General features: G+C 61.3%; 30 protein-coding genes and 1 tRNA gene. 7 read left to right on the top strand and 24 right to left on the bottom strand.

All coding sequences use genetic code 11. The annotated features are described in order from the left end of the window. The first annotated feature begins 559 nt into the window (after positions 1–559). Positions 560–763: a cold-shock protein gene (locus P0D84_RS01560; RefSeq protein ID WP_060858913.1), complete on the top strand. Its 204-nt coding sequence runs from the start codon at positions 560–562 to the stop codon at positions 761–763. Positions 764–871: 108 nt separating this feature from the next. On the opposite strand, the gene P0D84_RS01555 is transcribed toward P0D84_RS01560, so the two are convergent. Continuing rightward, on the bottom strand, positions 872–2,122 hold the full coding sequence (locus P0D84_RS01555; protein WP_408331849.1) for an Hsp70 family protein: 1,251 nt from the start codon (positions 2,120–2,122) through the stop codon (positions 872–874). A gap of 189 nt (positions 2,123–2,311) precedes the next feature. Here P0D84_RS01555 and P0D84_RS01550 point away from each other — a divergent pair, with 189 nt between their 5' ends. Beyond that, positions 2,312–3,787: an MFS transporter gene (locus P0D84_RS01550; protein ID WP_408331847.1), complete on the top strand. Its 1,476-nt coding sequence runs from the start codon at positions 2,312–2,314 to the stop codon at positions 3,785–3,787. Positions 3,788–3,913: 126 nt separating this feature from the next. Here the strand turns inward: P0D84_RS01550 and P0D84_RS01545 are convergent, their stop codons facing one another. Further along, positions 3,914–4,507 (bottom strand): nitroreductase family protein, encoded by a 594-nt coding sequence (locus tag P0D84_RS01545; RefSeq protein ID WP_408331845.1) that lies wholly within the window; start codon positions 4,505–4,507, stop codon positions 3,914–3,916. Between the two features lie 186 nt (positions 4,508–4,693). Then, the gene (locus P0D84_RS01540; protein WP_408331843.1) at positions 4,694–5,977 is read right to left on the bottom strand and encodes an MFS transporter; all 1,284 of its coding nucleotides are present in this window, start codon (positions 5,975–5,977) and stop codon (positions 4,694–4,696) included. A gap of 154 nt (positions 5,978–6,131) precedes the next feature. Between P0D84_RS01540 and P0D84_RS01535 the strand changes: the two genes are divergently transcribed. Together P0D84_RS01535 and P0D84_RS01530 are read left to right on the top strand one after the other, a co-directional pair. Next, on the top strand, positions 6,132–6,773 hold the full coding sequence (locus tag P0D84_RS01535) for a TetR/AcrR family transcriptional regulator (RefSeq protein ID WP_408331841.1): 642 nt from the start codon (positions 6,132–6,134) through the stop codon (positions 6,771–6,773). A gap of 93 nt (positions 6,774–6,866) precedes the next feature. Next, positions 6,867–7,421, top strand: coding sequence for a DUF1415 domain-containing protein (locus tag P0D84_RS01530; protein WP_408331839.1), 555 nt, complete (start codon positions 6,867–6,869; stop codon positions 7,419–7,421). A 41-nt stretch (positions 7,422–7,462) separates the two neighbouring features. Here P0D84_RS01530 and P0D84_RS01525 read toward each other — a convergent pair whose 3' ends face one another. Then, entirely contained in the window at positions 7,463–8,305 is an 843-nt protein-coding gene (locus P0D84_RS01525; protein WP_408331837.1) for a class I SAM-dependent methyltransferase, read from the bottom strand. A 392-nt stretch (positions 8,306–8,697) separates the two neighbouring features. On the opposite strand from P0D84_RS01525, the gene P0D84_RS01520 reads away from it, so the two are divergent. Beyond that, entirely contained in the window at positions 8,698–9,018 is a 321-nt protein-coding gene (locus P0D84_RS01520; RefSeq protein ID WP_028199662.1) for a type II toxin-antitoxin system HicA family toxin, read from the top strand. A gap of 137 nt (positions 9,019–9,155) precedes the next feature. Here P0D84_RS01520 and P0D84_RS01515 read toward each other — a convergent pair whose 3' ends face one another. Beyond that, positions 9,156–9,365 (bottom strand): DUF1059 domain-containing protein, encoded by a 210-nt coding sequence (locus P0D84_RS01515; protein WP_408331834.1) that lies wholly within the window; start codon positions 9,363–9,365, stop codon positions 9,156–9,158. 371 nt (positions 9,366–9,736) lie between these two features. On the opposite strand from P0D84_RS01515, the gene P0D84_RS01510 reads away from it, so the two are divergent. Next, the gene (locus P0D84_RS01510) at positions 9,737–11,014 is read left to right on the top strand and encodes a TIGR03862 family flavoprotein (RefSeq protein WP_408331832.1); all 1,278 of its coding nucleotides are present in this window, start codon (positions 9,737–9,739) and stop codon (positions 11,012–11,014) included. Positions 11,015–11,056: 42 nt separating this feature from the next. Here the strand turns inward: P0D84_RS01510 and P0D84_RS01505 are convergent, their stop codons facing one another. The 8 genes from P0D84_RS01505 to P0D84_RS01470 all read right to left on the bottom strand — a co-directional run bounded on the left by P0D84_RS01505 (position 11,057) and on the right by P0D84_RS01470 (position 17,680). After that, the gene (locus P0D84_RS01505; protein WP_408331830.1) at positions 11,057–12,181 is read right to left on the bottom strand and encodes a methyltransferase; all 1,125 of its coding nucleotides are present in this window, start codon (positions 12,179–12,181) and stop codon (positions 11,057–11,059) included. 349 nt (positions 12,182–12,530) lie between these two features. Further along, positions 12,531–12,606 (bottom strand) — tRNA-Thr (locus P0D84_RS01500). Positions 12,607–12,625: 19 nt separating this feature from the next. Continuing rightward, positions 12,626–13,156: a ClpXP protease specificity-enhancing factor gene (locus P0D84_RS01495; protein ID WP_408331828.1), complete on the bottom strand. Its 531-nt coding sequence runs from the start codon at positions 13,154–13,156 to the stop codon at positions 12,626–12,628. 74 nt (positions 13,157–13,230) lie between these two features. Then, positions 13,231–13,842, bottom strand: coding sequence for a glutathione S-transferase N-terminal domain-containing protein (locus P0D84_RS01490; protein ID WP_006052302.1), 612 nt, complete (start codon positions 13,840–13,842; stop codon positions 13,231–13,233). A 94-nt stretch (positions 13,843–13,936) separates the two neighbouring features. Further along, a complete protein-coding gene (locus tag P0D84_RS01485; RefSeq protein WP_408331826.1) occupies positions 13,937–14,692 on the bottom strand; it encodes a cytochrome c1 in 756 nt (251 codons plus the stop codon). 22 nt (positions 14,693–14,714) lie between these two features. Then, positions 14,715–16,094, bottom strand: coding sequence for a cytochrome b (locus tag P0D84_RS01480; protein ID WP_408331824.1), 1,380 nt, complete (start codon positions 16,092–16,094; stop codon positions 14,715–14,717). Then, positions 16,094–16,714, bottom strand: a complete 621-nt coding sequence (gene petA / locus P0D84_RS01475) for a ubiquinol-cytochrome c reductase iron-sulfur subunit (RefSeq protein ID WP_408339603.1) — start codon at positions 16,712–16,714, stop codon at positions 16,094–16,096. The genes P0D84_RS01480 and petA overlap by 1 nt, the downstream gene beginning before the upstream one ends. A gap of 219 nt (positions 16,715–16,933) precedes the next feature. Beyond that, positions 16,934–17,680 (bottom strand): Nif3-like dinuclear metal center hexameric protein, encoded by a 747-nt coding sequence (locus P0D84_RS01470; protein ID WP_408331822.1) that lies wholly within the window; start codon positions 17,678–17,680, stop codon positions 16,934–16,936. Positions 17,681–17,699: 19 nt separating this feature from the next. On the opposite strand from P0D84_RS01470, the gene P0D84_RS01465 reads away from it, so the two are divergent. Next, positions 17,700–18,923, top strand: coding sequence for a Do family serine endopeptidase (locus tag P0D84_RS01465; RefSeq protein WP_408331819.1), 1,224 nt, complete (start codon positions 17,700–17,702; stop codon positions 18,921–18,923). 247 nt (positions 18,924–19,170) lie between these two features. On the opposite strand, the gene tatC is transcribed toward P0D84_RS01465, so the two are convergent. The 11 genes from tatC to P0D84_RS01410 form a co-directional block, all read right to left on the bottom strand. Then, entirely contained in the window at positions 19,171–19,947 is a 777-nt protein-coding gene (gene tatC, locus P0D84_RS01460; protein WP_408331817.1) for a twin-arginine translocase subunit TatC, read from the bottom strand. A gap of 34 nt (positions 19,948–19,981) precedes the next feature. Then, entirely contained in the window at positions 19,982–20,500 is a 519-nt protein-coding gene (gene tatB, locus P0D84_RS01455) for a Sec-independent protein translocase protein TatB (protein ID WP_408331815.1), read from the bottom strand. A gap of 39 nt (positions 20,501–20,539) precedes the next feature. Beyond that, positions 20,540–20,779 (bottom strand): Sec-independent protein translocase subunit TatA, encoded by a 240-nt coding sequence (tatA, locus tag P0D84_RS01450; protein ID WP_408253448.1) that lies wholly within the window; start codon positions 20,777–20,779, stop codon positions 20,540–20,542. Between the two features lie 242 nt (positions 20,780–21,021). Beyond that, positions 21,022–21,387: a histidine triad nucleotide-binding protein gene (locus P0D84_RS01445; protein WP_408331813.1), complete on the bottom strand. Its 366-nt coding sequence runs from the start codon at positions 21,385–21,387 to the stop codon at positions 21,022–21,024. An 81-nt stretch (positions 21,388–21,468) separates the two neighbouring features. Further along, a complete protein-coding gene (locus P0D84_RS01440; RefSeq protein ID WP_408331811.1) occupies positions 21,469–21,864 on the bottom strand; it encodes a DUF4870 family protein in 396 nt (131 codons plus the stop codon). Between the two features lie 94 nt (positions 21,865–21,958). Beyond that, a complete protein-coding gene (locus P0D84_RS01435; RefSeq protein WP_408331809.1) occupies positions 21,959–22,351 on the bottom strand; it encodes a phosphoribosyl-ATP diphosphatase in 393 nt (130 codons plus the stop codon). Continuing rightward, entirely contained in the window at positions 22,348–22,758 is a 411-nt protein-coding gene (gene hisI / locus P0D84_RS01430; RefSeq protein ID WP_408331807.1) for a phosphoribosyl-AMP cyclohydrolase, read from the bottom strand. Before hisI ends, P0D84_RS01435 begins: the two co-directional genes overlap by 4 nt. A gap of 1 nt (position 22,759) precedes the next feature. After that, positions 22,760–23,533: an imidazole glycerol phosphate synthase subunit HisF gene (gene hisF / locus P0D84_RS01425; RefSeq protein WP_063497498.1), complete on the bottom strand. Its 774-nt coding sequence runs from the start codon at positions 23,531–23,533 to the stop codon at positions 22,760–22,762. A 255-nt stretch (positions 23,534–23,788) separates the two neighbouring features. Beyond that, positions 23,789–24,541, bottom strand: coding sequence for a 1-(5-phosphoribosyl)-5-[(5-phosphoribosylamino)methylideneamino]imidazole-4-carboxamide isomerase (gene hisA / locus P0D84_RS01420; protein WP_054036624.1), 753 nt, complete (start codon positions 24,539–24,541; stop codon positions 23,789–23,791). A gap of 214 nt (positions 24,542–24,755) precedes the next feature. Then, complete coding sequence (hisH, locus tag P0D84_RS01415) at positions 24,756–25,397, bottom strand: imidazole glycerol phosphate synthase subunit HisH (protein ID WP_408331804.1); 642 nt, start codon at positions 25,395–25,397, stop codon at positions 24,756–24,758. Further along, complete coding sequence (locus tag P0D84_RS01410; RefSeq protein ID WP_408331802.1) at positions 25,394–26,014, bottom strand: MarC family protein; 621 nt, start codon at positions 26,012–26,014, stop codon at positions 25,394–25,396. The genes hisH and P0D84_RS01410 overlap by 4 nt, the downstream gene beginning before the upstream one ends. Between the last annotated feature and the right edge of the window lie 14 nt (positions 26,015–26,028).

The following is a 26,028-nucleotide window of genomic DNA, read 5'->3' as shown; positions in this document are numbered from 1 at the left end:
CTCCTGTGTCGGCCGGAGTGAGTGTGTCGACCGGAGTGGGCGCTTTAGCTGTCGACCAGAGTTCGCGCTACAGCGCGCTACTCCGGTCCCATGCAAAGCACTTACTCCGGTCCCATACTTACCCCGGTCCCATGCAAATTGCAGCAGAACCATGCCGGCACCGCGTGACGTCGCTTGTGGCGCGGAGACGGGTGACGCGCATGCAAGCGCGACGGCCATCCCAGAGGTGCAACCGACGCGCGGCGCGTAGTTTAACGGTTGCACCTGCGCGTTGCAGCGAAACCAAGGGTTGTCCCTAGCAAAATTTCCGCCCGCACGGAAAGGTTTGTAAGAAAAATTTACCCTCACCCAGCAAATTTTTGTAAAAATGGGATGAGAGTGTTGACCTTCGATCGAAATCGCCGTATAACGTTCGGGCAGGATTTCAAGCGGCGAGTGAATTGGTCTTTCGTAGTTCGCCCATCAACGGTACTCCGGTTGGTCCCATTACCCCCTTCCTTGATTTTCATGCGCACCCATTGGGCTTCGGCCTTATTTACCATCTTTAGGAACAAGTAATATGGAAACCGGTACCGTCAAGTGGTTCAATGACGCAAAGGGCTTTGGCTTCATCACGCCGGACGGCGGTGGCGAAGATCTGTTCGCGCATTTCTCGGAAATCCGCACGGAAGGCTTCAAGACGCTGCAAGAAAACCAAAAGGTTACGTTTGAAGTGAAGACGGGCCCGAAGGGCAAGCAAGCTGCTAACATCAAGCCGGCGTAAGCAAGCTTCCTTCTGGACGCAAAAAACCCCGCCTCGGCGGGGTTTTTTTATATCCGTCGCAAACGCAACCGGTGATTATCTTCGCAGTGTGCGATTGGATCGGTTCGGTTATCCGAACACACGCCGCGCGTGAATACCGAGACCTGTCGCGACACTGGCAAGACGGTCGCCGAATACCGCTTTGGCATCCGGAAATGCCGCTGCTAATGCACCCGATAGAAACGCTAATCCAGTCGAACCACCTGTGAAGTAAATCGCGTCGACATCGCGCGGGGCCACGCCGGCCGCCTGCACCGTATCACGCGCCGCCTGCACGATGCGCAGGGTCTCGTCCTGCCCGGCCTTGATGAGTTGCGCTTCGTCGAATGCGAGGCGCAGATCGTCTTCCACTTCGTCGAGGTCGATCACCGTCTCTCCGCCCGCCGCCACGCCGATCTTCGCCTCTTCTGCGTGGGCCGCCAGCGCATGCCCCAAGCGGCGCTCCACGACGCGCATCAGGCGGTCGTGATGCTTGATCTGGATGAACAGATGCCGCATGAGCGCGAGTTCGCTGACGCGCTTCGGCGCATAGACCGTGTTGATCAGGTGCCAGGTGGCCAGATCGAAATAGATGCGATTCGGAATCTCCCGGCCTTCGGGGTCGAGCGTCTGGTAGCCGAGTTCGCGCAGGATCGTCACCAGTTCGACGCGACGGTCGAAATCGGTACCCGCGACGTGCACGCCGTGGTGCGCCAGCACATCGTCTTTACGTTCAACGCGCTTCACGCGCTCCGGCCCCACCCGCACCAGCGAAAAGTCCGACGTACCGCCGCCGATGTCGGCCACCAGCACGAGTCCCTCTTCGGTCAGATGCGATTCGTAGTCGAACGCCGCCGCGATCGGCTCATACTGAAAGTGAATCTCCTGCAAACCGACTGAACGCGCCGCGGCCTCGAGCTGCCGCTGCGCCATCTGGTCCGCGCGCGGATCGTCGTCGACGAAGAACACCGGGCGGCCCAATACGGCGCGGCTGATCGGGCCGCCTGCGCTCTTCTCGGCCGAGCGCTTCAGGTGGTCGACGAAAATCGCGATGATGTCCGTGTACTTGATCGCCGAACCGTCGCCGAGATCGGTCGAATTCTCGGCCAGCGGCGAGCCGAGAATACTTTTCATGGAGCGCATCAAACGACCGTCGAAACCGTCGATGTACGCGGCCAACGCCGCACGCCCGAACTCGCGGGTGTTCTCGTCGGTGTTGAAAAAGACGGCGGTCGGCAGGGTCGTATTGGCGCCCTCGACGGGCGCAAGCCTAAGCGCAGCGCCGTCAGGGACGGCCACGGCCGAATTGGAAGTACCGAAGTCAATCGCGCAATAGTTCATGGCAGGAATCGCCGCTCACGGCTGGCGCGGACAGAAAGGGGAGCGGCTTTGTAACACGAAAGCCCAATCAGCATCAACTGACGCTTTCCGGGATGCCCGCGATCATGTCCAAGCCCACTCGACGGAACAAAAATTGCTGAATTCGACAGAATATGCCGCCAATTTTCGGCAATCAGGAGACTTATAGCAATGAGCGCGCCGCCTACCGCTGTCGTCCACGAGAAAAACGCCGCCGTCATTGAAACCAACCTGCCCTCGCGGCTCGATCGCTTGCCGTGGGGGCGCTTTCACTCGCGGATCGTCGTCGCGCTGGGCGTAACGTGGCTGCTCGACGGTCTTGAAGTGACGCTGGCGGGCGCGGTAGCGAGTGCGTTGAAGTCTAGCCCATCGTTGCGCTTTACCAACGCCGACGTGGGTCTCGCCGGCAGCGCTTACATTGCCGGCGCCGTGTTCGGCGCGCTCGGCTTCGGCTGGTTGACCGACCGGCTCGGCCGTCGCAAGCTGTTCTTCATCACACTCGCGTTGTATCTGGCCGCCACCGCGGCGACTGCTTTATCGTGGAATCTCGCCAGTTTCCTGCTGTTTCGCTTTCTCACCGGCGCAGGCATCGGTGGCGAATATACGGCGATCAATTCGACCATTCAGGAGTTCACGCCCGCGCGAGTGCGCGGCTGGACCGATCTCGGCATCAACGGCACCTTCTGGGTCGGCGCGGGACTCGGCGCGGCGGGCTCGCTGATCTTGCTCGATCCGAATCTGCTGCCGAGCGACTGGGGCTGGCGCGCCTGTTTTTTCATTGGCGCGGTGCTGGCGCTGGCGATTCTGCCGATGCGCATCTGGGTGCCCGAAAGTCCTCGCTGGCTGCTCACGCACGGCGACGAACCCGACGCGCGCTCGATCGTCGAGGGCATCGAAACGCGTTTTCGCAATGAAGGCCACGCACTGTCGGACGACGACCTCACAGGGCTAAGACTCCGGGCACGCGGCCACACGCCGCTGCGCGAGGTGTTTCACACCCTGTTCAACGTGCACCGACGGCGCGCGCTGGTCGGCCTGTCGTTGATGACCGCGCAGGCGTTCTTCTACAATGCGATCTTTTTCACCTATGCGCTGGTGCTGACCGACTTCTATCACGTGCCGGGCGACCACATCGGCTGGTATCTGCTGCCGTTCGCGCTCGGCAATTTCCTGGGACCGCTGCTGCTCGGCCGGCTTTTCGATGTCATCGGCCGGCGCAAGATGATCGCTGCGACTTACGCGCTGTCCGGCATCCTGCTGACGCTGAGCGGCTACCTGTTCGAGCAGCAGATGCTGACCGTCGTGACGCAGACAATTGCGTGGATGGTGGTCTTTTTTTTCGCCTCGGCGGCAGCGAGCTCGGCCTATCTGACGGTCAGCGAATCGTTTCCCCTGGAAATCCGCGCGTTGGCAATCGCGGTGTTCTACGCGTTCGGCACAGCGCTGGGCGGCATCGTCGGTCCGGCGTTTTTCGGCCGGCTGATCGATACGCATCAGCGCAGCGAAGTGTTTTTCGGCTATCTGGTCGGCTCGGGGCTGATGATCGCCGCGGCTGTGATCGCCGCTATCTGGGGCGTGGATGCGGAGCGCAAGTCGCTTGAGCATGTCGCCACGCCGCTTTCGAGCGTCGCGGACGGCGCCGAATGAACCACGCGCCTTGAAGCGGCAAAAGCGGCGGGAATGAGCCCCGCGCCTCGACCGTCAAGTGCCGCGCGGAATAAAAAAACGCGCGGTCAGCGCCGCGCGTTCTTATCACCAAAGGCTGAAAGGCCCTCAGAACGCCTTCTTCCACCCACCGCCATAAGCAATATCCGCCAGTGGCAAACGCTGACGCACCGACTTTTCGCGCTCGCGCAGCACCGGGTCGAGCTTGTCGACGTCGCCGTAATGACCGAGCGCAATCATGGCGATCACGTCGACGTCGTTCGGCAGCTTGAACGTAGCGCGGAACGCGTTCGGATCGAATCCGCTCATCTGATGCGCGGCGAGACCGAGCGCATGCGCCTGCAGCACCAGCGCCATCGCCGCGGCACCCGCATCGTAGGGCGCGCAACGGTTCACTTCGCCCTTGTTGGTGAGCGTGTGCGTAGTCACCGCGATCAGCACCGGCGCCGGCGCATTCCAGCCCTGATTGAACGGCACCAGCGTGGCGAAGGCCTGCTTGAACGAGACTTCATCGACGCTGCGGTCGAACACGAGGAAACGCCACGGTTGCGCGTTATACGAAGACGGCGCCCAGCGTGCCGCTTCGAGCACCGCATGCAAGTGCTCCCGGCTCACCGGCTCGCTCGAATAAGCGCGCGGACTCCAACGACCTGCAATCAGCTCGTGAATGGCAACTGCGGTAGGGGCGGGTTTGTTGGTCATGCGCTTCTCTCGGTCGAAATTCATGATCGACGGGCGGCTGCCCGGGGTGTCATAGCATAACCGGGCTGAGCCGCTCGCGCTCCAACAAGTGCGCAGTTAGTTTTCACGTCGGCTGCAATGGCAAACGCCTCCGGATGAGGCCGTTTGCGCTGGTTCACTATCTTCACCGCGCACAGGGGCGCTGCTTCACACCGCTTGTGGCTCCGGCACCTTGGCCGGGCGGTTGATCCGCAGCACGATCACGGCAGCCACCAGGCACAGCCCGCCAGAAATCATCGACGCTACCGTGTAGGTGCCGAGGCTCGCGCGCAGCATGCCCGCGCCGAGCGCCGCGAAAGCCGCACCGAGCTGGTGGCCGGCGACCACCCAGCCGAACACGACCGGCGCCGCTTCCTTGCCGTAGACATCGGTTGCGAGACGCACGGTGGGCGGCACGGTGGCGATCCAGTCGAGACCGTAAAACACGGCGAACAACGGCAGCCCGAAGAAATCGATGCCGAAAGCGTGCGGCAGATACATCAACGACAATCCGCGCAGCCCGTAATACCAGAACAGCAGCACGCGGCTATTGAAGCGGTCCGACAGCCAACCCGACAGCGTCGTGCCGAACAGATCGAAGATGCCCATTGCGGCGAGCAGGGATGCACCCTGTACTTCGGTCATCCCGTAGTCGCCGCACATGGCGATCAGGTGTGTGCCGACGTAACCGTTCGTGCTCGCACCGCAGATAAAGAAGCTGAAGAACAGCAGCCAGAAATCACGCGTCTTGCTCGCCATGGCGAGCGTACCGAAGGCGATGGCCAGCGGATTCTGCTTCGTCACGGTGGCAGAGATCGGCGCGTCCGCGGGTTCGCCGAACGGACGCAGCTTCATATCCGCGGGCCGCTCCGGCAACAGAAACGCGACCAGCGGCAAGACGACCGCCGCCGCGCCTGCGACGACCCACACCACCTGGCGCCAGCCGTAATGTTCGGCGACGGCCGCAAGCATCGGCAGGAACACCAATTGGCCGGTTGCCGAACTGGCGGTGAGAATCCCCATCACCAGGCCGCGATGCGTGGTAAACCAGCGCGTCACCACGGTAGCTGACAGCGACAGCGCCGCCACCCCGGTCGAACCACCAACCATCAGGCCCCAGATCAGAACCATCTGCCACGGATGCGTCATCAGCGACGACAACGCCACGCCCGCCGCCATCGTACCGAGCGCAATCAGCAAGGTAGGACGCACGCCAAAGCGCTGCATCGCCGCCGCGGCGAATGGCCCCATCAGGCCGTAAAGCGCGATGTTCACGGAGATCGCGAGCGATATCGTCGCGCGGCTCCAGGCAAATTGATGCTCCAGCGGCACCATCATCACGCTCGGCGTGGCGCGCGTGCCGGCCGCCGCGAGCAGCACCAGAAACACCACCGCCACGGTCAGCCAGCCATAGTGAAATCGTCCGCCAATCAGTCTCGCTGCCCAGTTCATCGGTTCTCCAGTCGACGCCAGCCCGCAGGCCGCGCCGCTCGTATTATTACGACTTCGGTAAAGGACTTGTGACAGATCAGTCACAATGAGTGTTGCGATATTAGTTACTGGTCGGTAACATGTCAAGGCGTCAATTCAATTCAGGTGGCATGCCATGTCCGATAGTGAAATCCTCAAACCAGCCGGCGCACGGCGCGCGCGCGGCGCGCAGACAGCCGGCCCGCAAGCGCAGCAGCATCTGTTGCGCGCTGCGGACGAACTGTTCTATCGCGAGGGTGTGCGAGCAGTCGGCGTCGACGCGGTGGTGGAGCGCGCGGGCGTAAACAAGATGAGCTTGTACCGGCAGTTTTCGTCGAAGGACGAATTGGTGATGGCGTATCTGGAGCGCAAGGACGAGCAGTTCTTCGGCTACGTGGAGAAAAGTTTCGCGAAGCATCCGGGCGAGCCCGCGAAACAGCTTCAGCAATATTTCGACGACCTGGCCGTGCGTGCCTCGATCGACGACTATCGCGGCTGTCCTTTCGTGAATGTCTCAGTGGAGTTTCCCGACGCGACCCATCCAGCGCGGCAATTTGTGTTTCGCAACAAGGCGCGGCTGATGGCGCGGCTTCTGGAATTGACGACCGCCGCAGGCGCCGATGATCCGGTGGCCTTGGCCAACGCGCTGGGTTTGATGATCGAAGGCGTGTACGCGGCCAGCCAGACCTATGGCCCCGGCTGCGGGCCGATTCTTGCCGCGCCGAAGGTGGCGGCGCAGTTGATCGCCGCGGCGTGCAGCGGGACGCAAGCGGGTTGAGATTCTCGCCGGCCGGTTGTGGCAGGGCACGGATCGGTGCTGCGGTGCCGGTCCGCGCCGTTAGAATGACACTTTCCCCTTTCGCTGTTTGCCATGTCATTGCCTGCCGACTCTCACGATGCTGTTATCGCCGCTACTCGTCATTGGCTGACAGAAGCTGTGATCGGGCTCAACTTATGTCCTTTTGCCAAGGCGGTGCATGTGAAAGGGCAGATTCGCTATGCCATTAGCGACGCTGTGAACATGGAAGGGGTTTTAGCCGATCTTGAAACCGAGATTCAGGCACTCGTCGCGGAAAATCCTGAAACGGTGGATACCACGCTTCTGGTTTTACCGCAGGCGTTCGGCGATTTTCTCGATTATAACGATTGCCTGTTTTTTGCCGATCGGCTTATCAAGCAGCTTCGGCTGGAAGGCATTATCCAGATCGCCAGCTTTCACCCTCATTATCAGTTCGAAGGCAGCGAGCCTGATGATATCGAGAATTATACGAATCGGGCGCCCTATCCGATTTTGCATTTACTTCGCGAGAAGAGTATTGAACGGGCGGTTCAGGCTTTTCCCGATGCGGAAGATATTTACGAGCGAAATCAGGAGACCCTTCGGCGGATCGGTCTTAAAGGCTGGAATGATTTGATGAAAATGTAGTTCGCGCGGTGGTGGCGACAAAACCACCACCAGGAAACAGATCAGCCGGCGACGAAAAACCTTTCTTTCAGCTCCTCGATCCCGAGCGTCTCCATCACTTCATTAAGCCTCTCGGCCGGCCGCCGTCTCGGCAGATCCTTGAACTGGGCAATAATCAGTTCGTTCTTCATCGAGTGCTCCCACCCGACCAGCTCGGTCACATTCACCTGATAGCCATGCGCTTCCAGCTGCAAGCAGCGCAGCACATTAGTAATCTGACTGCCGAATTCCCGGGTGTGCAGGGGATGCCGCCAGATCTCAGTCAACGCATTACCGAGCGATTTACTCTTGTTTTGCCGTAAAACCCCCGCCACTTCGGCCTGGCAACACGGCACGACCACGATGTACTTCGCACGCTTTTCCAGCGCAAACCGGAGTGCGTCGTCAGTCGCGGTATTGCACGCATGCAATGCCGTCACGATATCGATCTGGCGCGGCAAACGCGCCGACGTAATCGATTCCGCCACCGACAAATTCAGGAACGACATCCCCTTGAAGCCCAGCCTGCCGGCCAGCTCCTCGGATTTCGTCACGAGATCCTCGCGCGTTTCGATGCCGTAAATGTGCGACGCCCCACCAGCGGCGTCCTGAAACTCCTTGAAGAAAAGGTCATACAGGATAAAACCTAGGTATGACTTGCCCGCGCCGTGGTCGACGAGTGTCACCGCGCCCTGCTGGTCCTTAAGCTCTTTCAGCAGCGGCTCGATGAACTGGAACAGGTGGTAGACCTGCTTCAGCTTGCGGCGGCTGTCCTGGTTCATCTTGCCGTCGCGCGTCAGGATATGAAGCTCCTTCAGCAGCTCGACGGACTGGTTCGGACGGATTTCGTGGGTTTTGCTGGACATCGTGGAGACCGGGGACCGCCATCGATTGCAACGCGAACGTGCGACAGATGACGGAAAAAAGGAAAAGTTGCTGCCAGTTTACCCAAAGCGCAGCCCGCTCACCTGAGGAGCCGCGTCGACCCTGCAAAAATGCCGCAACCTGGAACACTTCCTGCTCAAAAAGAGCAGTACGCGGGACGGTTCCGACGTGGCTTGAATGCATCTTGCCGGGCGGCTCACCCGATGGCGCAAGCCCTGTCACGCATAACAACAGGCTACCGGCCCGTGGCATCGATCACGCGAACCGAATGCATGTGGGGAGGACGGTCCCGGAACACGGACCGAACGTTACGTAACCAGCAGCGCGCCGCGATCGCAAACGGGCGCGCGCTGGATAATAGAAGAGGCAGCAAATGGATACCGTACCCAACGGCAACGTCGAACAGAAATTTCAGGAAATGCTGGCGAAGCTCACCGCCGCGCCGGCGTGGTCGGAAAAGCAGCAGCTCGAACTGGAGATGGCGCGCGACATTTCCACCGAAATGCTGCGGCTCGCCGAAATCATGCGAGATGGCAGCGTTGACATGGAGACGTGCCTGACGATGCTCAAGTACGCGAAAGTGCTCGACTTCGTCATGACGACGCTCGCTTCGCGTCGCGACATCAAACCGCAAACGCTGCGCGTCATTTTCAAGCTGGCCGGCCTGAAGGTGGATGAGGCTTACCCCGGGTAGGACGCTCAGGCAACGCCGCGACCCGCGCACGCGGTACGCCGCCGCTCGCGCTTATTAGCCAGCTCCTGAACGATCAGTCGCAGGTTACGTATGCTGAACTGGTGCCGGACCTGGCGGACTTCAGGAAGGACGACGAATCACGCGCGCGGCGCCTCGATCGGCGGCGTGCCGTCATGAAACAGCGTCTTGAGCTGGGAACGCAGTTCCGGCGAGTCCGTATGCTTGTGAACCGTAACTGCGTGCTGCACGGCCGCGTCGAGCAATTCGTTCTCGCTGTCGGCGGATAGGGCAACGGTGCAATTCGTTTCGCTCGGGAACTCGCGACAGTCGATGTATTTGCGAGTCATGGCAATCTCCTTCATCCAACGTTGAAACAAACATCCAGACCACCAACAGGCGCGCCGGCCACGGCGCCAGCTGCGACGCGACCGCGTTCACGACGTCGGGTGGACTTGGAACGGCGTAGTTTGACGCGGTGAAGACGCGAACTGCGTCCGGTGGAAGGTGTTTGCAAAGTATAGTTTGCGTGCGGAGATTGCAAAGAAGCGAGCGCAGACTGGGCGCGTGCGAAAACGCCCGAACCCAGCGTTTTTCAGCCGGCTCAATCGGCATGCGCCACCGGTTTGTGCTACGCCGCCCGTGTGTGAAAATAGCGCCCTTCGCCTCCCGATCGCCAGATCAGGCGCGCGCCGCCCCTCCGCCCCATCCGCAGGACCGCATGTCATCCTCCTTCAATTCCGCCCGTGTCGCCGTGATAGGCGGCGGTCCCGCCGGCCTGATGGCCGCTGAGACGCTCGCCCGGCACGGCGTACAGGTCGACGTCCACGACGCGATGCCGTCAGTTGGCCGCAAATTCCTGATGGCGGGCAAAGGCGGCATGAACATCACCCATTCGGAACCGCTCGAGCCGTTTCTTGGCCGCTACGGAGCCCGTCGCGAACAGATCGAGCCGCTACTCCAGATGTTCGGCCCAGAAGCCCTGCGGGCCTGGTTGCAGGGGCTTGGCGTCGAAACTTTCGTTGGCAGTTCGGGCCGCGTTTTTCCGGCCGATATGAAAGCGGCGCCGATGTTGCGCGCGTGGTTGCATCGGTTGCGGGAAGCCGGCGTGCACTTTCACATGCGCCACAAGTGGACCGGCTGGAACCACGATAGCGGTGTCGGCAACGGCGCTGCCCACGCGTTGCGCTTCGAAACACCTGGCGGCGAGCAAATCGTGACTTGCGATGCCGTGGTGTTCGCACTCGGCGGCGCAAGCTGGCCACGACTCGGATCTGACGCCGCCTGGGTGCCGCTTCTAAACGCACGCGAGGTGCCGGTGACGCCGTTGCGGCCGGCGAACTGCGGTTTCGACGCAGACTGGAGCCCCTATCTGCGCGAGCGATTCGCCGGCCAGCCGGTGAAATCGGTGGCCATCACGCTCACCGATGTAGACAATAAAGTCCACAATCGACAAGGTGAAATACTTCTGACCGAAACTGGCCTCGAAGGGAGTCTGATTTACGCGCTGTCGGCCGCTATCCGGGAGCGAATTCTGGCCGACGGCGACGTCACGATCACGCTGGACCTGGCACCAGGCTTGACTTTGGCGCGCGTGGTGGCCGAAGTCGCGCGACCGCGCGGCTCGCGCTCGATGTCGACTCACCTGCACGGCAGAATCGGGATTAGCGGCGTCAAACTGGCTTTGTTGCACGAGATGCTGTCGAAGGAAGCCTTCGCCGATGCGAATCGGCTCGCGCACGCAATCAAGGCGCTACCGGTGCGGCTCACGCGGGCCCGGCCTATCGCGGAGGCGATCAGCACCGCTGGCGGCGTTCCTTTCGAAGCACTCGATGAGCATTTGATGGTCGAGCGTTTGCCCGGCGCGTTCTGCGCGGGCGAAATGCTCGACTGGGAAGCGCCGACTGGCGGCTATCTGCTCACGGCCTGCTTTGCCAGCGGGCTAGTGGCCGGACGCGGCGCATTGGCGTATCTCGAGGCGCGCGGTTTGCCGGTTTGACAACGCCGCTTTTCAGCGGCGCGTCATCGGACCTTGCTCGCCTTAGCGTGCCTTCAGACGCCAGAGCGATGTCAGTTCAGCCACGCGCGCCGTGTGCAGCGCGTCGGTTTCATCAGTCGATTTCGGATGCCGCGGGCGGATATCCTCTCGCCCCACTACGGTCAGCCCCGCCGTTTCAATCGCGGCAAGCAGCCACTCGCGTGTGCGCAAGCCGAGATGCTCGGCGAAATCCGACATGATCAACCAGCCTTCCCCGCCCGGAGACAAATGCTCCGTCAGACCGTTCAGAAAGCCGAGCAACATGCGGCTCTCCGAATCGTAGATCGCGTATTCAATCGGCGACGCAGGTCGTGCCGGCACCCATGGCGGATTGCAGACCACCAGCGGCGCACGGCCTTCAGGAAACAGATCGGCTTGCACGACCTCGATTTGTTGATCGTAGCCAAGACGCATGAGGTTTTCGCGCGCACAGGCGAGCGCCCGCGGATCCTGGTCGGTCGCGACGATTTTCTTCACGCCGCGTTTGGCCAGCAACGCAGCCAGCACGCCCGTACCCGTGCCGATATCGAACGCCTTGTTCAATGAGGGCAGCGGTGTGCGCGCAACCAGATCCACATACTCGCCGCGCACCGGCGAAAACACGCCGTAGTGCGGATGGATGCGATCACCGAGCGCGGGGATTTCCACGCCCTTCTTGCGCCACTCGTGCGCACCGATCAGCCCGAGCAATTCACGCAGCGACACGACCGAGGGTTCGTCGCTAGACGGCCCGTAGGTTTCGATGCAGGCCTGCTGTACTTCAGGCGCGCGGCGAAGCGGGATGACATAAGCGGCGTCAAGCGGAATCAGAATCATGCCGAGCGTACGGGCACGCTGCGACTGCGCCTGGCGATGCAGATTGAACGCGTCGATCGGCGTTTCGCCGTGCTTGCGCGGTTTGCGTTCCAGCCGGCGCGTGACCGCCTGCAGCAATTGACGGGCGTTCTGGAAGTCGCCGTTCCACAGCAGCGCCGTGCCTTCACAGGCGAGACGGTAGGCCGAGTCGGCGGTGGTGCGGTCATCCGCGACAACGACGCGCCTGGGCGGCGGCACCGCGGCTTCGGAGCGCCAACGCGCGGTGCGGGGGCCGTCGGCTTCGGGCCAGGTGATGGTTGCGGGGCTGGTCATGGTGAAAGGTGGGGTTTGTGTTGCGGGAGTGACGCGGTGAAACGTCGCGTCTTCGGGGGCGTTGCCCGCCGGAGTGACTGATCGTGATGCCGACTGACGCCCGAATAGTACCTCTCCCGGTCGGGTTCGCGGCGCGGTATCTGCTGGCGGCTCCCGGGACGCGATTGCCGCCATCGCCTTTGCTGCTGCCTATTTGGCCAAATTGTGGACTTAAAAGTCCACAATCGACAAGGTGAATGAGATCTGGTGGAAATGAGCGGTTTTTCGCCTCACCCGAAGACGCCCAAATGCCCGCCCCAAATAAAAAAACGGGTTTCTGAAATTCTTCAGAAACCCGTTTTCGTACTACTGGTGCCGGCTGCAGGACTCGAACCCGCCACCTCATGATTACAAGTCAAGCGCTCTACCTGATGAGCTAAGCCGGCATGAGGCCGTGATTCTACTTCATTTTACGATCTTGAGGCGAGCCCTTCCGCCACCTTTTGATCCGTCGTCGTCAGGCTGCGGGCCGTCCGTCGAGGTTTCCGCTTTGGCGGCAGCCGCATCGGCGGCAGTTGACGACGATTCGACCGCGCGCGGCGCCGTAGCGCGTGGTGCAGCCGGCGCCTCGGTCTCGTCCGCCAGTTCCGCATCGGCGCCTGAATCCTGCGCTTCGCCGCCCGCCGATTCGACCGGGAACGCCATGCCCTGGCCATTTTCGCGCGCGTAGATCGCGAGAATATTGGCGATCGGCACTTCGATCTTGTGCGACTTGCCGGAGAAGCGCGCGCTGAACTCGATCCATTCATTGCCCATCTGCAACTGGCTGGTCGCCTCGAAGCTGATGTTCAACACGATCTCGTTATCGCGCACGAACTGACGCGGCACGCGCGTCTGATTGTCGACCCGGACCGCAATATGCGGCGTGTAGCCGTTATCCGTGCACCATTCGTACAGCGCGCGCAGCAGATAAGGCTTGGTGGAAATCTCTTGCATCAACAGTCCTCTTACCGGGTTGGGGCGCGCACGGAAAACAATCGAGACGCGGCGCCCTCACCCCAAAGCCAAACTCAACGACGCATCACCTTTTCCGAAGGCGTCAGCGCTTCGATATAAGCCGGGCGGCTGAAAATGCGCTCGGCGTACTTCATCAGCGGCGCAGCGTTCTTCGACAGCTCGATGCCGTAGTGATCCAGACGCCACAGCAACGGCGCGATCGCGACGTCAAGCATCGAGAACTCTTCACCGAGCATGTACTTGTTCTTCAGGAAGATCGGCGCGAGCTGCGTCAGGCGATCGCGGATCGCGAGACGTGCCTTTTCGTGGTTCTTCTCGGCAGCCTTGCCCTTTTCGTTTTCGAGCGTGCCGACGTGAACGAACAGTTCCTTTTCGAAGTTGAGCAGGAACAGACGGGCTCGGGCGCGCTGAACCGGATCGGCCGGCATCAGTTGCGGATGCGGGAAGCGCTCGTCGATATACTCGTTGATGATGTTCGATTCGTACAGAATCAGGTCCCGTTCGACGAGAATCGGCACCTGACCATACGGATTCATCACAGCGATGTCTTCCGGCTTGTTAAACAGGTCGACGTCGCGGATCTCGAAGTCCATGCCCTTTTCGAACAACACCAGCCGGCAGCGCTGGGAGAACGGGCAAGTTGTGCCGGAATACAGAACCATCATGTTTACGTTTCCTCAAAAAGCTGAAAGGCCAGCGCGCGGAAAAACCGTCCAGCAGGTTTTTCCTGGCGCCGGCCCCACGCCGGTGACAGCGTGATTATTTGATATGTTTCCAGTACGCGGCGTTCAATCGCCAGGCGAAAAAGCTCAGGATGCCAAGAAACAGCAGCACCCACACGCCAAGCTGTTTGCGGGTTTTCTGTGTTGGTTCGGACATCCATGACAGGTACGACACAAGGTCGGCCACAGTAGAATCATAATCTACCGGCGACATTGTCCCCGGCGTGACCTGTTGGAAGCCGACAAATTTGTGCACTGTTTCGCCTGTTTTTTCGTCGACTGCGTCACCGAACTTCGCGGTACGTTCCCCTTGAAGCTGCCACAGCACGTGAGGCATGCTCACGTTCTCATACACCAGATTGTTCCAGCCGGTTGGCCGCGTATTGTCGCGATAGAAGCTGCGCAGATACGTGTACAGCCAGTCCTTGCCGCGCGCCCGTGCTTCGACCGACAAATCCGGCGGACTCGCGCCAAACCACGCTTTCGCGTCGTCCGGGCGCATCGCCACGGTCATGGTGTTGCCGACTTTATCCGTGGTGAACAGCAGGTTCGCCTGGATTTCGTTCGGCGTAATGCCGAGGTCCGTCAGCCGGTTGTAGCGCATCAGGTTCGCGCTGTGACAATTCAGGCAATAGTTTACAAATATTTGCGCGCCGTGCTGCAAAGAAGCGAAATTCTCCGCGTTATCGGGCGCGCGGTCGAGAGGGAAATTCTCGTCCGCGTGCGCCGGGCCGGCCAGCACCGCGAGCAGTGTCGCGGCAATTAGCGCGCACGTCGAAAGCAGTTTTTTCATTTCGTGTTCTCCTGGCACGCGATTAGTGGGGCTTGAACCGCACCCGCTCGGGCGGCTGCTTGAACGTGCCAAGCCGCGTCCAGACCGGCATACCGAGGAAAAACGCGAAGTAGATCAGCGCGCACACTTGCGCAATCAACGTCGAAGCCGGCGACGGCGGTTTGGTGCCGAGGAAGCCCAACGTCAGGAAAGCGAGCACGAAGATCCCGTAGAACACCTTGTGAAAAAACGGTCGGTAACGGATCGACTTCACCGGCGACCGGTCGAGCCACGGCAGGAAGAACAGCGAAATCACTGCGCCGCCCATCACCACCACACCCCAGAACTTCGATTCGGTGAACGCCATGGCGAGCACCACCAGCACGGCGAGCACCGGCAAACCGAGCTTCCACTTGCCGCGCGCACGCACCAGCGCGAACAGGCCGAGCAGCGCGACGATGATCATCAACACGATCTTGAACGGATCAGTGGTGGCGCGCAACATCGCATAGAAGGCGGTGAAGTACCACACCGGCGCAATTTCCTGCGGCGTTTGCAGCGGATTGGCGGGGATGAAGTTATTCGCTTCAAGGAAATACCCACCCATCTCCGGCGCGAAAAAGATGATCGCGGCGAAAATGATCAGAAACACCGAGACGCCCATGAAGTCGTGCACGGAGTAGTACGGATGGAACGGAATACCGTCGAGCGGAATGCCGTCCGGGTCCTTCTTCGCCTTGATCTCGATGCCGTCCGGGTTGTTCGAGCCCACCTCATGCAGTGCTACCAGGTGAGCGACCACGAGGCCGATCAGCACCAGCGGAATTGCGATCACGTGAAACGCGAAGAAGCGGTTCAGCGTGACGTCCGAGACAACGTAGTCGCCGCGAATCCACAGCGACAGATCCGGCCCGATGAACGGAATCGCCGAGAACAGATTGACGATCACCTGTGCACCCCAGAACGACATCTGTCCCCACGGCAGCAGGTAGCCAAAAAACGCCTCAGCCATCAGGCACAGGAAGATCGCGCAGCCGAAAATCCACACCAGTTCGCGCGGCTTGCGGTACGAGCCGTAGAGAAGCCCGCGGAACATATGCAGATACACGACGACGAAAAACATCGACGCGCCCGTGGAGTGCATATAGCGGATCAGCCAGCCCCACGGCACCTCGCGCATGATGTACTCGACCGACGCGAACGCGAGCGTCGCGTCGGGCTTGTAGTTCATGGTGAGGAAGATGCCGGTGACGATCTGATTGACCAGCACCAGCAACGCGAGCGAACCGAAGAAGTACCAGAAGTTGAAGTTCTTCGGCGCGTAGTACTCGGAAACGTGCTTCTTCCAGGTAGACGTCAGCGGAAAGCGGCGGTCGATCCAGCCGACCAGCCCGGTCGTCTCTACTTCATGTTCGATCGCCATTACGCTTCTCCTTTCTCGTCCTTGCCGATCACGAGCCCGGTGGCCGACGTGAACATGTAAGGCGGGATGTCGAGGTTCTGCGGCGCAGGTTTGTTCTTGAAGACGCGGCCGGCCATGTCATAGGTGGAGCCGTGGCAAGGGCACAGGAAGCCGCCTGGCCAGTCGTCTGGAAGATTGGGCTGCGGCCCCTCCTGGAAGCGCGGCGTCGGCGTACAGCCCAGATGGGTGCACACGGCGACGGCGACGAACAGATTCTTGTGGTCGGAACGTGAACGAAACTCGTTGTTGCAGTATTCCGGCAACGGCATCGAAAAAGGATTCTTGGTGTGGGGGTCCGCTACTTCGTTATCGGCTTTCTGGACATCGGCAAGCATCCTGTCGGTACGGTTGATGATCCACACAGGCTTACCGCGCCAGGCGACGGTCTTCATGTCGCCGGGCTTGAGATCGCTGATATCGACTTCGACCGGGGCACCTGCTGCCTTGGCCTTTTCAGATGGTGCAAACGAACTAACAAAGGGTACGACAGTGGCAACGCCTCCTATGCCACCCGCTACGGTCGTCGCTATCAGCCAGTTACGGCGGCCGCCGTCGACGCGTTCATCTTCCTTGTCTCGCATTACACGCCCCACTTCTGAGTTGGATTTTTCCTTCACGTCGCTTCTACCGCCGCTAGTTTGCGCGAATGGAGTCGGCATTTACAAGGCCCGATTGCCAAAAAGCGTGCGAACTCCTTGATAAGTCAGGGTTTCTCCGTACGGTTCGCAAACTTTTTCGCACCTCCTTTTAAGTGCCCTCTGTGTTATTCGTGCCTTTTTTATCTAATCCCGGGTTTCAATTCAAACGGGATTAGGGATGTCGATAAACACGTGCTCGATATCGAACGACTCGGACAGATGCTTGCCCACCGCTTGCACGCCGAAACGCTCGGTCGCGTGATGGCCGGCCGCGAGGAACGCCACACCGCTTTCCGCCGAGGTGTGCATGACTGACTCCGACACCTCGCCGGTCAGGTAGACGTCGGCGCCGGCGCTAATAGCGGCGTCGAACATGCCTTGCGCGGCCCCCGTGCACCAGCCTACGCGACGCAGTTCGCGATCCGGATCGCCGAACACGAGCGGCGTGCGGCCGAGCGTCTGCTCGACTTGCGCGGTGAAGTGCGCGAGCGTGATCGGCATCGGAAAGGTGGCAAGCCAGCCGAGATCGTTCTCGCCGAAGCGCGCGTCGCTGATCCAGCCCATCTTCGCGCCGATCTGCGCGTTGTTGCCGAACTCGGGATGGTCGTCGAGCGGCAGGTGGTAGGCGAACAGGTTCAGGTCGTTGGCGATCAGCAGCTTCAGTCGCGCGTGTTTGCGCCCGGTGATCTGTGGCGCCTCGTTGCGCCAGAAGTAGCCGTGATGGACCAGCACAGCGTCCGCACCCCAGTCGAGCGCGGCCTCCAGGAAGGCCACTGAAGCCGTCACGCCGGTCGCGAGCTTGTTGATCCGGCGACGCCCTTCCACCTGCAATCCATTGGGGCAATAGTCCTTGAAGCGCGCGGTTTCAAGAAGATTGTTCAAGTACAATTCAAGTTCGATCCGATCCATATAAACCTCTAGTCTTCAGATGCTTAGACGCTTTTGGCTGTTCTTTGCCCAAGCGGTGACCGTGCTGTTGGCGCTGATGTTCATCATTGCGACCCTCAAGCCGCAGTGGCTCCAGCGTCAAGGACAATTCGGCAAGCAACTCGCCGAACCGATCGTCGCCCTGCGGGAAGTGGCGCCAGGCATCGGCAGCGGCCCTGCACAGGCGTCCTATGCAGATGCCGCGCAAAAAGCCATGCCCGCGGTAGTCAACGTGTTCTCCAGCAAGGATGGCTCACTGCCACCCGATCCGCGTGCAAAAGATCCACTGTTCCGCTACTTCTTCGGCGACAAGAACAACCGCAAGCAGCAGCAACAACCCGCGTCGAATCTCGGCTCAGGGGTGATAGTGAGTTCGGAAGGTTACATTCTAACGAACCAGCACGTCGTGGACGGCGCCGATCAGATCGAAATCGCACTCGCCGACGGCCGCACCACGACCGCGAAGGTGATCGGCGTCGATCCTGAGACCGATCTGGCCGTGCTCAAGGTCAACATGACCAATCTGCCCACCATCACGCTCGGCCGCATGGACCAGACGCGCGTGGGCGACGTGGTGCTGGCTATCGGCAATCCATTCGGCGTTGGGCAGACGGTGACCATGGGTATTGTCAGCGCGCTCGGGCGCAATCACCTCGGCATCAACACCTTCGAAAACTTCATTCAGACGGACGCGGCCATCAACCCGGGCAATTCCGGTGGCGCACTGGTCGACGTGAACGGCAATCTGCTCGGCATCAATACCGCTATCTATTCGCGCTCGGGCGGCTCGCTCGGCATCGGCTTCGCGATTCCTGTTTCGACCGCGCGCAGCGTGCTGGAAAGCATCATCACGACGGGTTCGGTCACGCGCGGCTGGATCGGCGTGGAACCGCAGGACGTGACGCCGGAAATCGCCGAATCGTTCGGGCTCGAGCAGAAGTCCGGCGCGATTGTCGCGGGCGTGCTAAAGAACGGGCCCGCCGACCGCGCGGGCATCAAACCGGGCGACATCCTGGTGAGCGTAAACGGCCAGGAAATCACCGACACCACGCGTCTATTGAATGTCATCGCCCAAATCAAGCCTGGCACGGCCGCGAAGGTCCACCTGGTGCGCAAGAGTCGCGAGATGGATCTTGAGGTGACCATCGGCAAGCGTCCGCCTCCACCGAAGCAACCTGCGGAAGACAACGGCGGCGGTGATCAGCAGGATGACGACGGGGGTTGAAACGGTGCAGTGGCCAGCGGCACGGCGCGGCATCGCGGCGGGAGTTGAGTCACAGCACAGTGCACAGCGGGGGCGCCGACCTAAGGTAAGCGCGGCGCGGTGCAGCTGACCGAAGCAGCCGGCGACAGGGCAAGCCAAACGGCAACGCCGCAACAAAAAGGGCAGTCCATTGCGGACTGCCCTTTTTGTTTGCCGTGGCCCTTCGACTATCCGTCAGCGCAACTCGCGCGTGAGGCGCACTACCGGTTCAATCAGCCGGCGTGTCCTCAACAACCGCCGGCTGCTTGCCGACGATCAAGCGCGCCGCGATGATCCCCGCCTCGTACAGCACGATCAGCGGAATCGCCAGAATCAGCTGCGAGAACACGTCGGGCGGCGTCACCACCGCCGAAATCACGAACGCGCCCACGACCACGTACGGACGAATTTCCTTGAGCTTCTTGATGGTCAGCACATTCATGCGGACCAGCAGCACCACGACAATCGGCACTTCGAACGTCACCCCGAACGCGAGGAACATGGTCAGCACGAAGCTGAGGTAGTTGTCGATATCGGTGTTCATCTCCGCGCCGAGCGGCGCGTTGTAGTGCGCCATCACGCGAAAGATGGTCGGAAACACCACGAAGTACGCGAACGCCATGCCGCACAGGAACAGCGTGTAGCTGCTGCCCACCAGCGGCCCGACCAGCTTCTTCTCATGCTGGTACAGACCCGGCGCGACGAACGCCCAGACCTGGTACAGCACGACCGGCAGCGCTATCACAAAGGCGACCATCATGGTCACCTTCATCGGCACGAAGAACGAGCCGGTCACGTCCGTGACGATCATCTTGCCGTCCTTCGGCAGATTCTCCATCAAGGGCCGCGCTAGCAGCCGGAAGATGTCCGGCGCCCAATACACGAGTCCGACAAACACCACGATGACGGCAAGGCCGGCGCGAATGATACGGTCGCGCAATTCAACGAGGTGGGAAATGAAGGTCTCTTCAGTGCCTTCGTCCTGGGTTTGCTGGGGGTCGCTCACACCGGCCCTCGGTTAGGGATTGTCGCTCTGATCATCAGAAAAACCGCGTCGGACGACGCATGGTGGCCGGCGTATGCCGCGCCACGCGCGCAGCGCCTGACTGCACGCGCGTGCGGCGCGTGGTGGCGCGCTTGTACCAGCTGGGCATGGCGGTCTGCTTGACGCGCCAATTCTTGCGTTTCGGGGCCGCAGCGGGCGTGCTGGTCGGCCAGGACGAATTGCCGGCATCTTCGAGCGCGCCGCCTGCAATGCTCGGCGACACCGAGCTGCCGCTATTCCACGCGTCGTTCAGTTCGGTTTCATGCTTGCGCAGATTGTCCTGAACGCTGGTTTCGACGTTGCTCGCCGCCGCTTCGAACTCGGTTTTCATGCGACGCAATTCGTCGAGTTCGATTTCGCGGGTGACTTCGGCCTTCACGTCGTTGATATACCGCTGCGCGCGGCCGAACAACGCGCCGGCCGTGCGGGCGACGCGTGGCAGGCGCTCAGGCCCGAGTACGACCAGCGCGACGACGCCAATCAGCGCCATCTTGGTTAGACCGAGGTCCAGCATGAAATGGAGTGTCCGTCAGTAACGCGGTTGGGCCGCGGCTTAGCGGTAATCGCCGGAACGCGGAGTCTTTTCCTTCGCTTCCACATCCACGGCGCCGTTGCGCGGCAGTTCGCGCTGCTGCGCTTCGCCTGCGGGCGTTTCGGCTTCCTTCATGCCTTCCTTGAAGCCCTTCACCGCGCCACCCAGATCGCCGCCGATATTGCGCAGCTTCTTCGTGCCGAACACGAGTGCCACGATCAACAACACGATCAGCCAATGCCAAATGCTCAACGAACCCATGACTACTCTCCTTGACCCCGACACCGCATGTGTGCGGCAAAACTTGTACGCCCTGCGGCGTGAATCGAAGCATGTACGCTTCATCTATACGTTAGCGCGGGCTGTTCCGACTCAACCCACCCTACGCTGTGTCATTGTGATCGCCGATCACGTCGGCAACATTACAATGCAGTAAAAAAATAACGGCCGAGCTATTGTCAACGACCAAAACTCGCCGCGAGCTCCCGGCGCACGATTTTCTGTCAGCCCATCCGCAGCCACGGGCGCGGCCCCGCGAGGATGTGCGCGTGCAAGTGATACACCTCTTGCCCGCCTCCCGGCCCGGTATTGATTACCGTGCGAAAACCGGTTTCGCCACCGGTGTACGCCACGCCAAGCTGGTCGGCCAGACGCGCCACCAAGACAAGCATTCTACCAAGCAGCGGCGCATCACTTTCGGTGCAATTCGACAGCGTCGCGATGTGTTTGCGGGGAATCACCAGCACATGCGTTTCAGCCGCGGGACGAATGTCGCGGAAGGCCAAAAACTCCTCGTCTTCGTGGACTTTGGTCGACGGAATCTCACCGGCGGCAATCTTGCAGAAAAGGCAGTTCGGATCGTGGCTCATCGTATTCCTGACGCAGTATGGCTAGAGCGCGAGACGCGTTGGGGCAAGTGCATGTCGAGCCCGGTCACAACCGGACTCAACTCAGAACCAGCCACGCGGGTTCGCAAGCGGCTTGTTATCGTACAGATATAGCCAGCCTTTGATAATACGGTACAACATCCAGATACTGACGGCCCACAGGATCGGAATACCGATCACCACGAACAGCAGCACGCCGCCTATCGCATAACCCAGCAAGGCCATCCAGAAAGAACGGATCTGCCACTCGAAATGCGCCTCGTAAGGCGTACCCACCACGTCGGCCCGCTTCACGTAGTTGATGATGATCGCGATCAGAATCGTCAGACCACCCGTCAGCCAATGGACTGCATACAGCGCGTACAGCACATGTGTGAGCGCGCGCAGACTGCGTTCGCGCTCCGGCTCGAGCGCGTTGCGGTAGACCGGCGGCGGATACCTATCCTGCGACTGTTCCATGCTTGCGACCTCCCAAGGATGTGATCCCGTGCGTTCAGTGCAATGTGGGTGCCGACGTTCATCACTTCAAGACAGGGCGGACAAACCCGGACAATCAGTCGCCGTTCTGCTCGCGCTCGCGGCTCTTGCGCAGCGCCTTTTCCTCGATGCCCGACAGGCCTTCACGGCGCTCGAGTTCGGCGAGCACGTCGGCCGGGCTCAGGTCGAAATGCGACAGCATCACGAGGCAGTGAAACCACAGGTCCGCCACTTCGCCAACCAGTGCTTTCGGCGCGCCGCCGTGGCGCGCGTCTTTGGCGGCCAGCACGACTTCGGTGGCTTCTTCGCCGATCTTCTTGAGAATCGCGTCGTCGCCCTTGTGAAACAGGCGCGACACGTACGAGACGTCCGGATCGCCGCCCTTGCGGCTGTCGATGATGGCCGCGAGACGCAGCAGCGTGTCGCTGGTGGACGAAGCGGATTCGGTGGATGGCGTGGATTGCGTCATTTGTAGATGTGTTCGGGGTCTTTCAGCACGGGATCGACGGCAACCCAGCCGCCGTCTTCAACCGTGCCTTCGAATTTCTGGAAAAAGCACGAGTGGCGGCCGGTGTGGCAGGCGATGCCCGACACCTGCTCGACCTTCAGCAGCACGACGTCTTCGTCGCAATCGAGCCGCACTTCGTGCACATGCTGCACGTGGCCGGACTCTTCGCCCTTGAACCAAAGGCGCTGGCGCGAACGCGAGAAATACACCGCGCGGCCCAATTCCACCGTTTTCGCCAACGCTTCGCGGTTCATCCACGCGAACATCAACACGTCGTTGGTCGACGCTTCCTGCGCGATCACGGGCACGAGGCCGTTCGCGTCCCACCTGACCTTGTCGAGCCAATCTACCGCTGAAGGATTCACCACGTCACAACCTCACCGAAATGCCTTGATCGGCCATGAAGCGCTTGGCCTCGCCCACGGTGTGTTCGCCGTAGTGGAAGATGCTGGCGGCCAGCACCGCGTCCGCGTGACCGCTCTTGATGCCGTCAGCCAGATGCTGCAGCGAGCCGACGCCGCCCGAGGCGATCACCGGAATCGACACCGCATCGGACACCGCGCGCGTAAGCGCGAGATCGAAGCCGCTCTTGGTGCCGTCGCGGTCCATGCTGGTCAGCAGGATTTCGCCCGCGCCGAGTTCGGCCATCTTGCGCGCCCATTCGACCGCTTCGAGGCCCGTGGCCTTGCGCCCGCCATGCGTGAAGACTTCCCAGCGCGGCGCTTCGCCGTCCGCGGAGACGCGCTTCGCGTCGATTGCCACGACGATGCATTGCGAGCCGTATTTGTCCGTCGCGTCGCGCACGAGTTGCGGATTCGCGACCGCCGACGAGTTCATGCTGATCTTGTCCGCGCCGGCGTTGAGCAAGCGCCGCACATCTTCGACAGCGCGCACGCCGCCGCCGACCGTCAGCGGAATGAACACCTGCGAGGCGACCGCTTCGATGATCGGCAGGATCAGATCGCGTTGATCGGAGGTCGCGGTGATGTCGAGGAAGGTGAGTTCGTCGGCGCCCTGGTCGTCGTAACGGCGCGCGATTTCGACCGGGTCGCCCGCGTCGCGCAGTTCGACGAAGTTGACGCCCTTGACCACGCGTCCAGCCGTGACGTCGAGACAGGGGATGATGCGTTTAGCTAGAGCCATGATCTTGCAATTCTGCCAATACCGCTGATGAGGCCGCTCGCCTGACACTTCACGAGCGGCACAGTGTCGACGCGGCGAGCCGCGTCAGACCGAATATGTGCCGAGACACATGCGTGCGGCTTGACGCGCTTGCGGACGCGCCGTTGCGTCCGCTTATCGTCCGCTTTTGCGCCTGCTTGATGCCCGCCTGATGCCCGCTTTACGCCCGGCCATGCGCCAATGCCGCGGCGAATGCGACGCTGCGGGCGTCGAACCTCAAGCGTCGTCTGATTCGCGCAGCCGGTCCGCCAGCGTTTGAGCCGCCGCGAAGTCCAGATCGCCCGAGTAGATCGCCCGGCCGCAGATCACGCCTTCGATGCCCTCGTCCTCAACTTCGCACAGCGACTCGATGTCCGCGAGATTCGACAACCCGCCGCTCGCGATCACCGGAATCTTCACCGCTCGGGCGAGACGCACCGTCGCTTCGATGTTGATACCCTGCAGCATGCCGTCGCGGCCAATGTCGGTGTAGATGATCGACTCGCAGCCGTAATCCTCGAACTTGCGCGCCAGATCGGCCACTTCGTGGCCGGTCAGCTTGCTCCAGCCGTCGGTGGCGACCTTGCCGTCTTTCGCATCCAGACCGACGATGATATGACCGCCGAAGGCCGTGCACGCATCCTGCAGGAAGCCCGGATTCTTCACCGCAGCCGTGCCGATGATGACGTACGACAAACCGTCGTCCAGATAGCGCTCGATCGTGTTCAGGTCACGGATACCGCCGCCCAGCTGGACGGGAATCTCGCCCCCTACTTCCTCGATGATCGCGCGGATCGCGTCTTCGTTTTTCGGCTTGCCGGCGAACGCGCCATTCAGGTCGACCAGGTGCAGACGGCGGGCACCGCGGTCGACCCAATGCCGGGCCATGGCCGCCGGTTCCTCGGAAAATATCGTCGCCTGGTCCATATCGCCCTGTTTGAGGCGTACACAGTGACCATCTTTCAGGTCGATGGCGGGAATCAGCAGCATAGCAATCGGGTGTTGTCTGGGAGGTGGTTGAAGGTCGGCGGCAGCGGCTGACAGGCCAGCCCGCCACAACGCCGTTTCGCTAGTTTAGTACAACTCTTTCGACGCCCTTGCGGAGCGCCATATTGAAGCGAAATTGTCGCACTGCCGTTGTGGCGCACGGGCGGCGCTCCGCTTGTGGCGGAACGGCGCTCGACAGCAGGATGAAGAAAAGCGCTCACGGGTTCCAGTGCACGAAGTTGCGATACACGCGCAGCCCCGCCTCGGCGCTCTTTTCCGGGTGGAATTGGGTCGCGAAGATGTTATCCCGCGCCACCGCCGAGGTAAAGGGCACACCGTACACCGTTTCGCCCGAGGAATGGGCGGCGTTGTCCGGCACGACGTAATAGCTGTGCACGAAGTAGAAGAACGCGTTGTCCGCGACGCCGTCCCACAACGGATGCGGCTGTGCCTGGCGCACGCGGTTCCAGCCCATTTGCGGGACCTTGAAGCGCGAGCCGTCGTCCTGCACCTGGCCTTCCAGGTCGAAGCGCAGCACCTTGCCGGGCAACAGACCCAAGCCGGGCGTACCGCCCTCGGCGCTCCAGTCGAACAGCATCTGCTCGCCGACGCACACGCCCATCAGCGGCTTGCTGCGCGAGGCCTCGACCACGGCTTCCTGCAAGCCGGATGCGGCCAGACTGCGCATGCAGTCGGGCATGGCGCCCTGGCCGGGCAGCACCACGCGATCGGCCGAGCGGATCGCCTCGGGCTGATCGACGATCGCCACGTCCGCTTCCGGCGCGGCGCGGCGCAGTGCCTGGGCAACCGAGCGCAGGTTGCCCATTCCGTAATCCACAATCGCTATCGAAGTTTTCATTTCAAGTTAGGCAGCAATGCCTTCAATCCGTCGACGATGAATTCCACCGCCAGCGCCGATAACATCAAACCCATGAGCCGCGTGCCGATGTTGATACCCGTGCGACCTACCCAGCGAGCAATCGGTTCGGCGAGCCGCAGCGAAAAAAAGCAGATCGCCGCCAGCACGGCGCCGATCGCGATCAGGCTCAGCCGGTCGTACCAGTGCGACGAACCGGCCGCGTAGATGATCGTGGTGCTGATCGCGCCCGGGCCGGTCAACAGCGGGATCGCCAGCGGCACGACCGCGATGTTGTCCTTCTGTTCGGCTTCATGGCGCTCTTCCGGCGTCGAACGGCTGTTGCCGATCTGCGCGTTCAGCATGTTGATCGCCATCAGCAGCATGATGATCCCGCCGCCCACTTCGAGCGACCCCACCGAAATACCGAAGAAACTGATGATCTGCTGTCCGAGCAGCGTGGTCACCGCAATCACACAGAACACCGAGATCGCCGCAATGCGGATGGTTCTGCGCCGCTCGGCGTCGCTCTGAAGCGCCGTCAGGCTCATGAAGAACGGGATGGCGCCGACCGGGTTGATCAGCGCCAACAGCGAAATAAACGACTTCAGAATATCCATCGCACACCGGTCGC

The organism is Paraburkholderia sp. RL17-337-BIB-A (assembly GCF_046025895.1).
GTDB lineage: Bacteria > Pseudomonadota > Gammaproteobacteria > Burkholderiales > Burkholderiaceae > Paraburkholderia > Paraburkholderia fungorum_C.
This window is presented reverse-complemented; position numbering and strand designations above follow the sequence as displayed.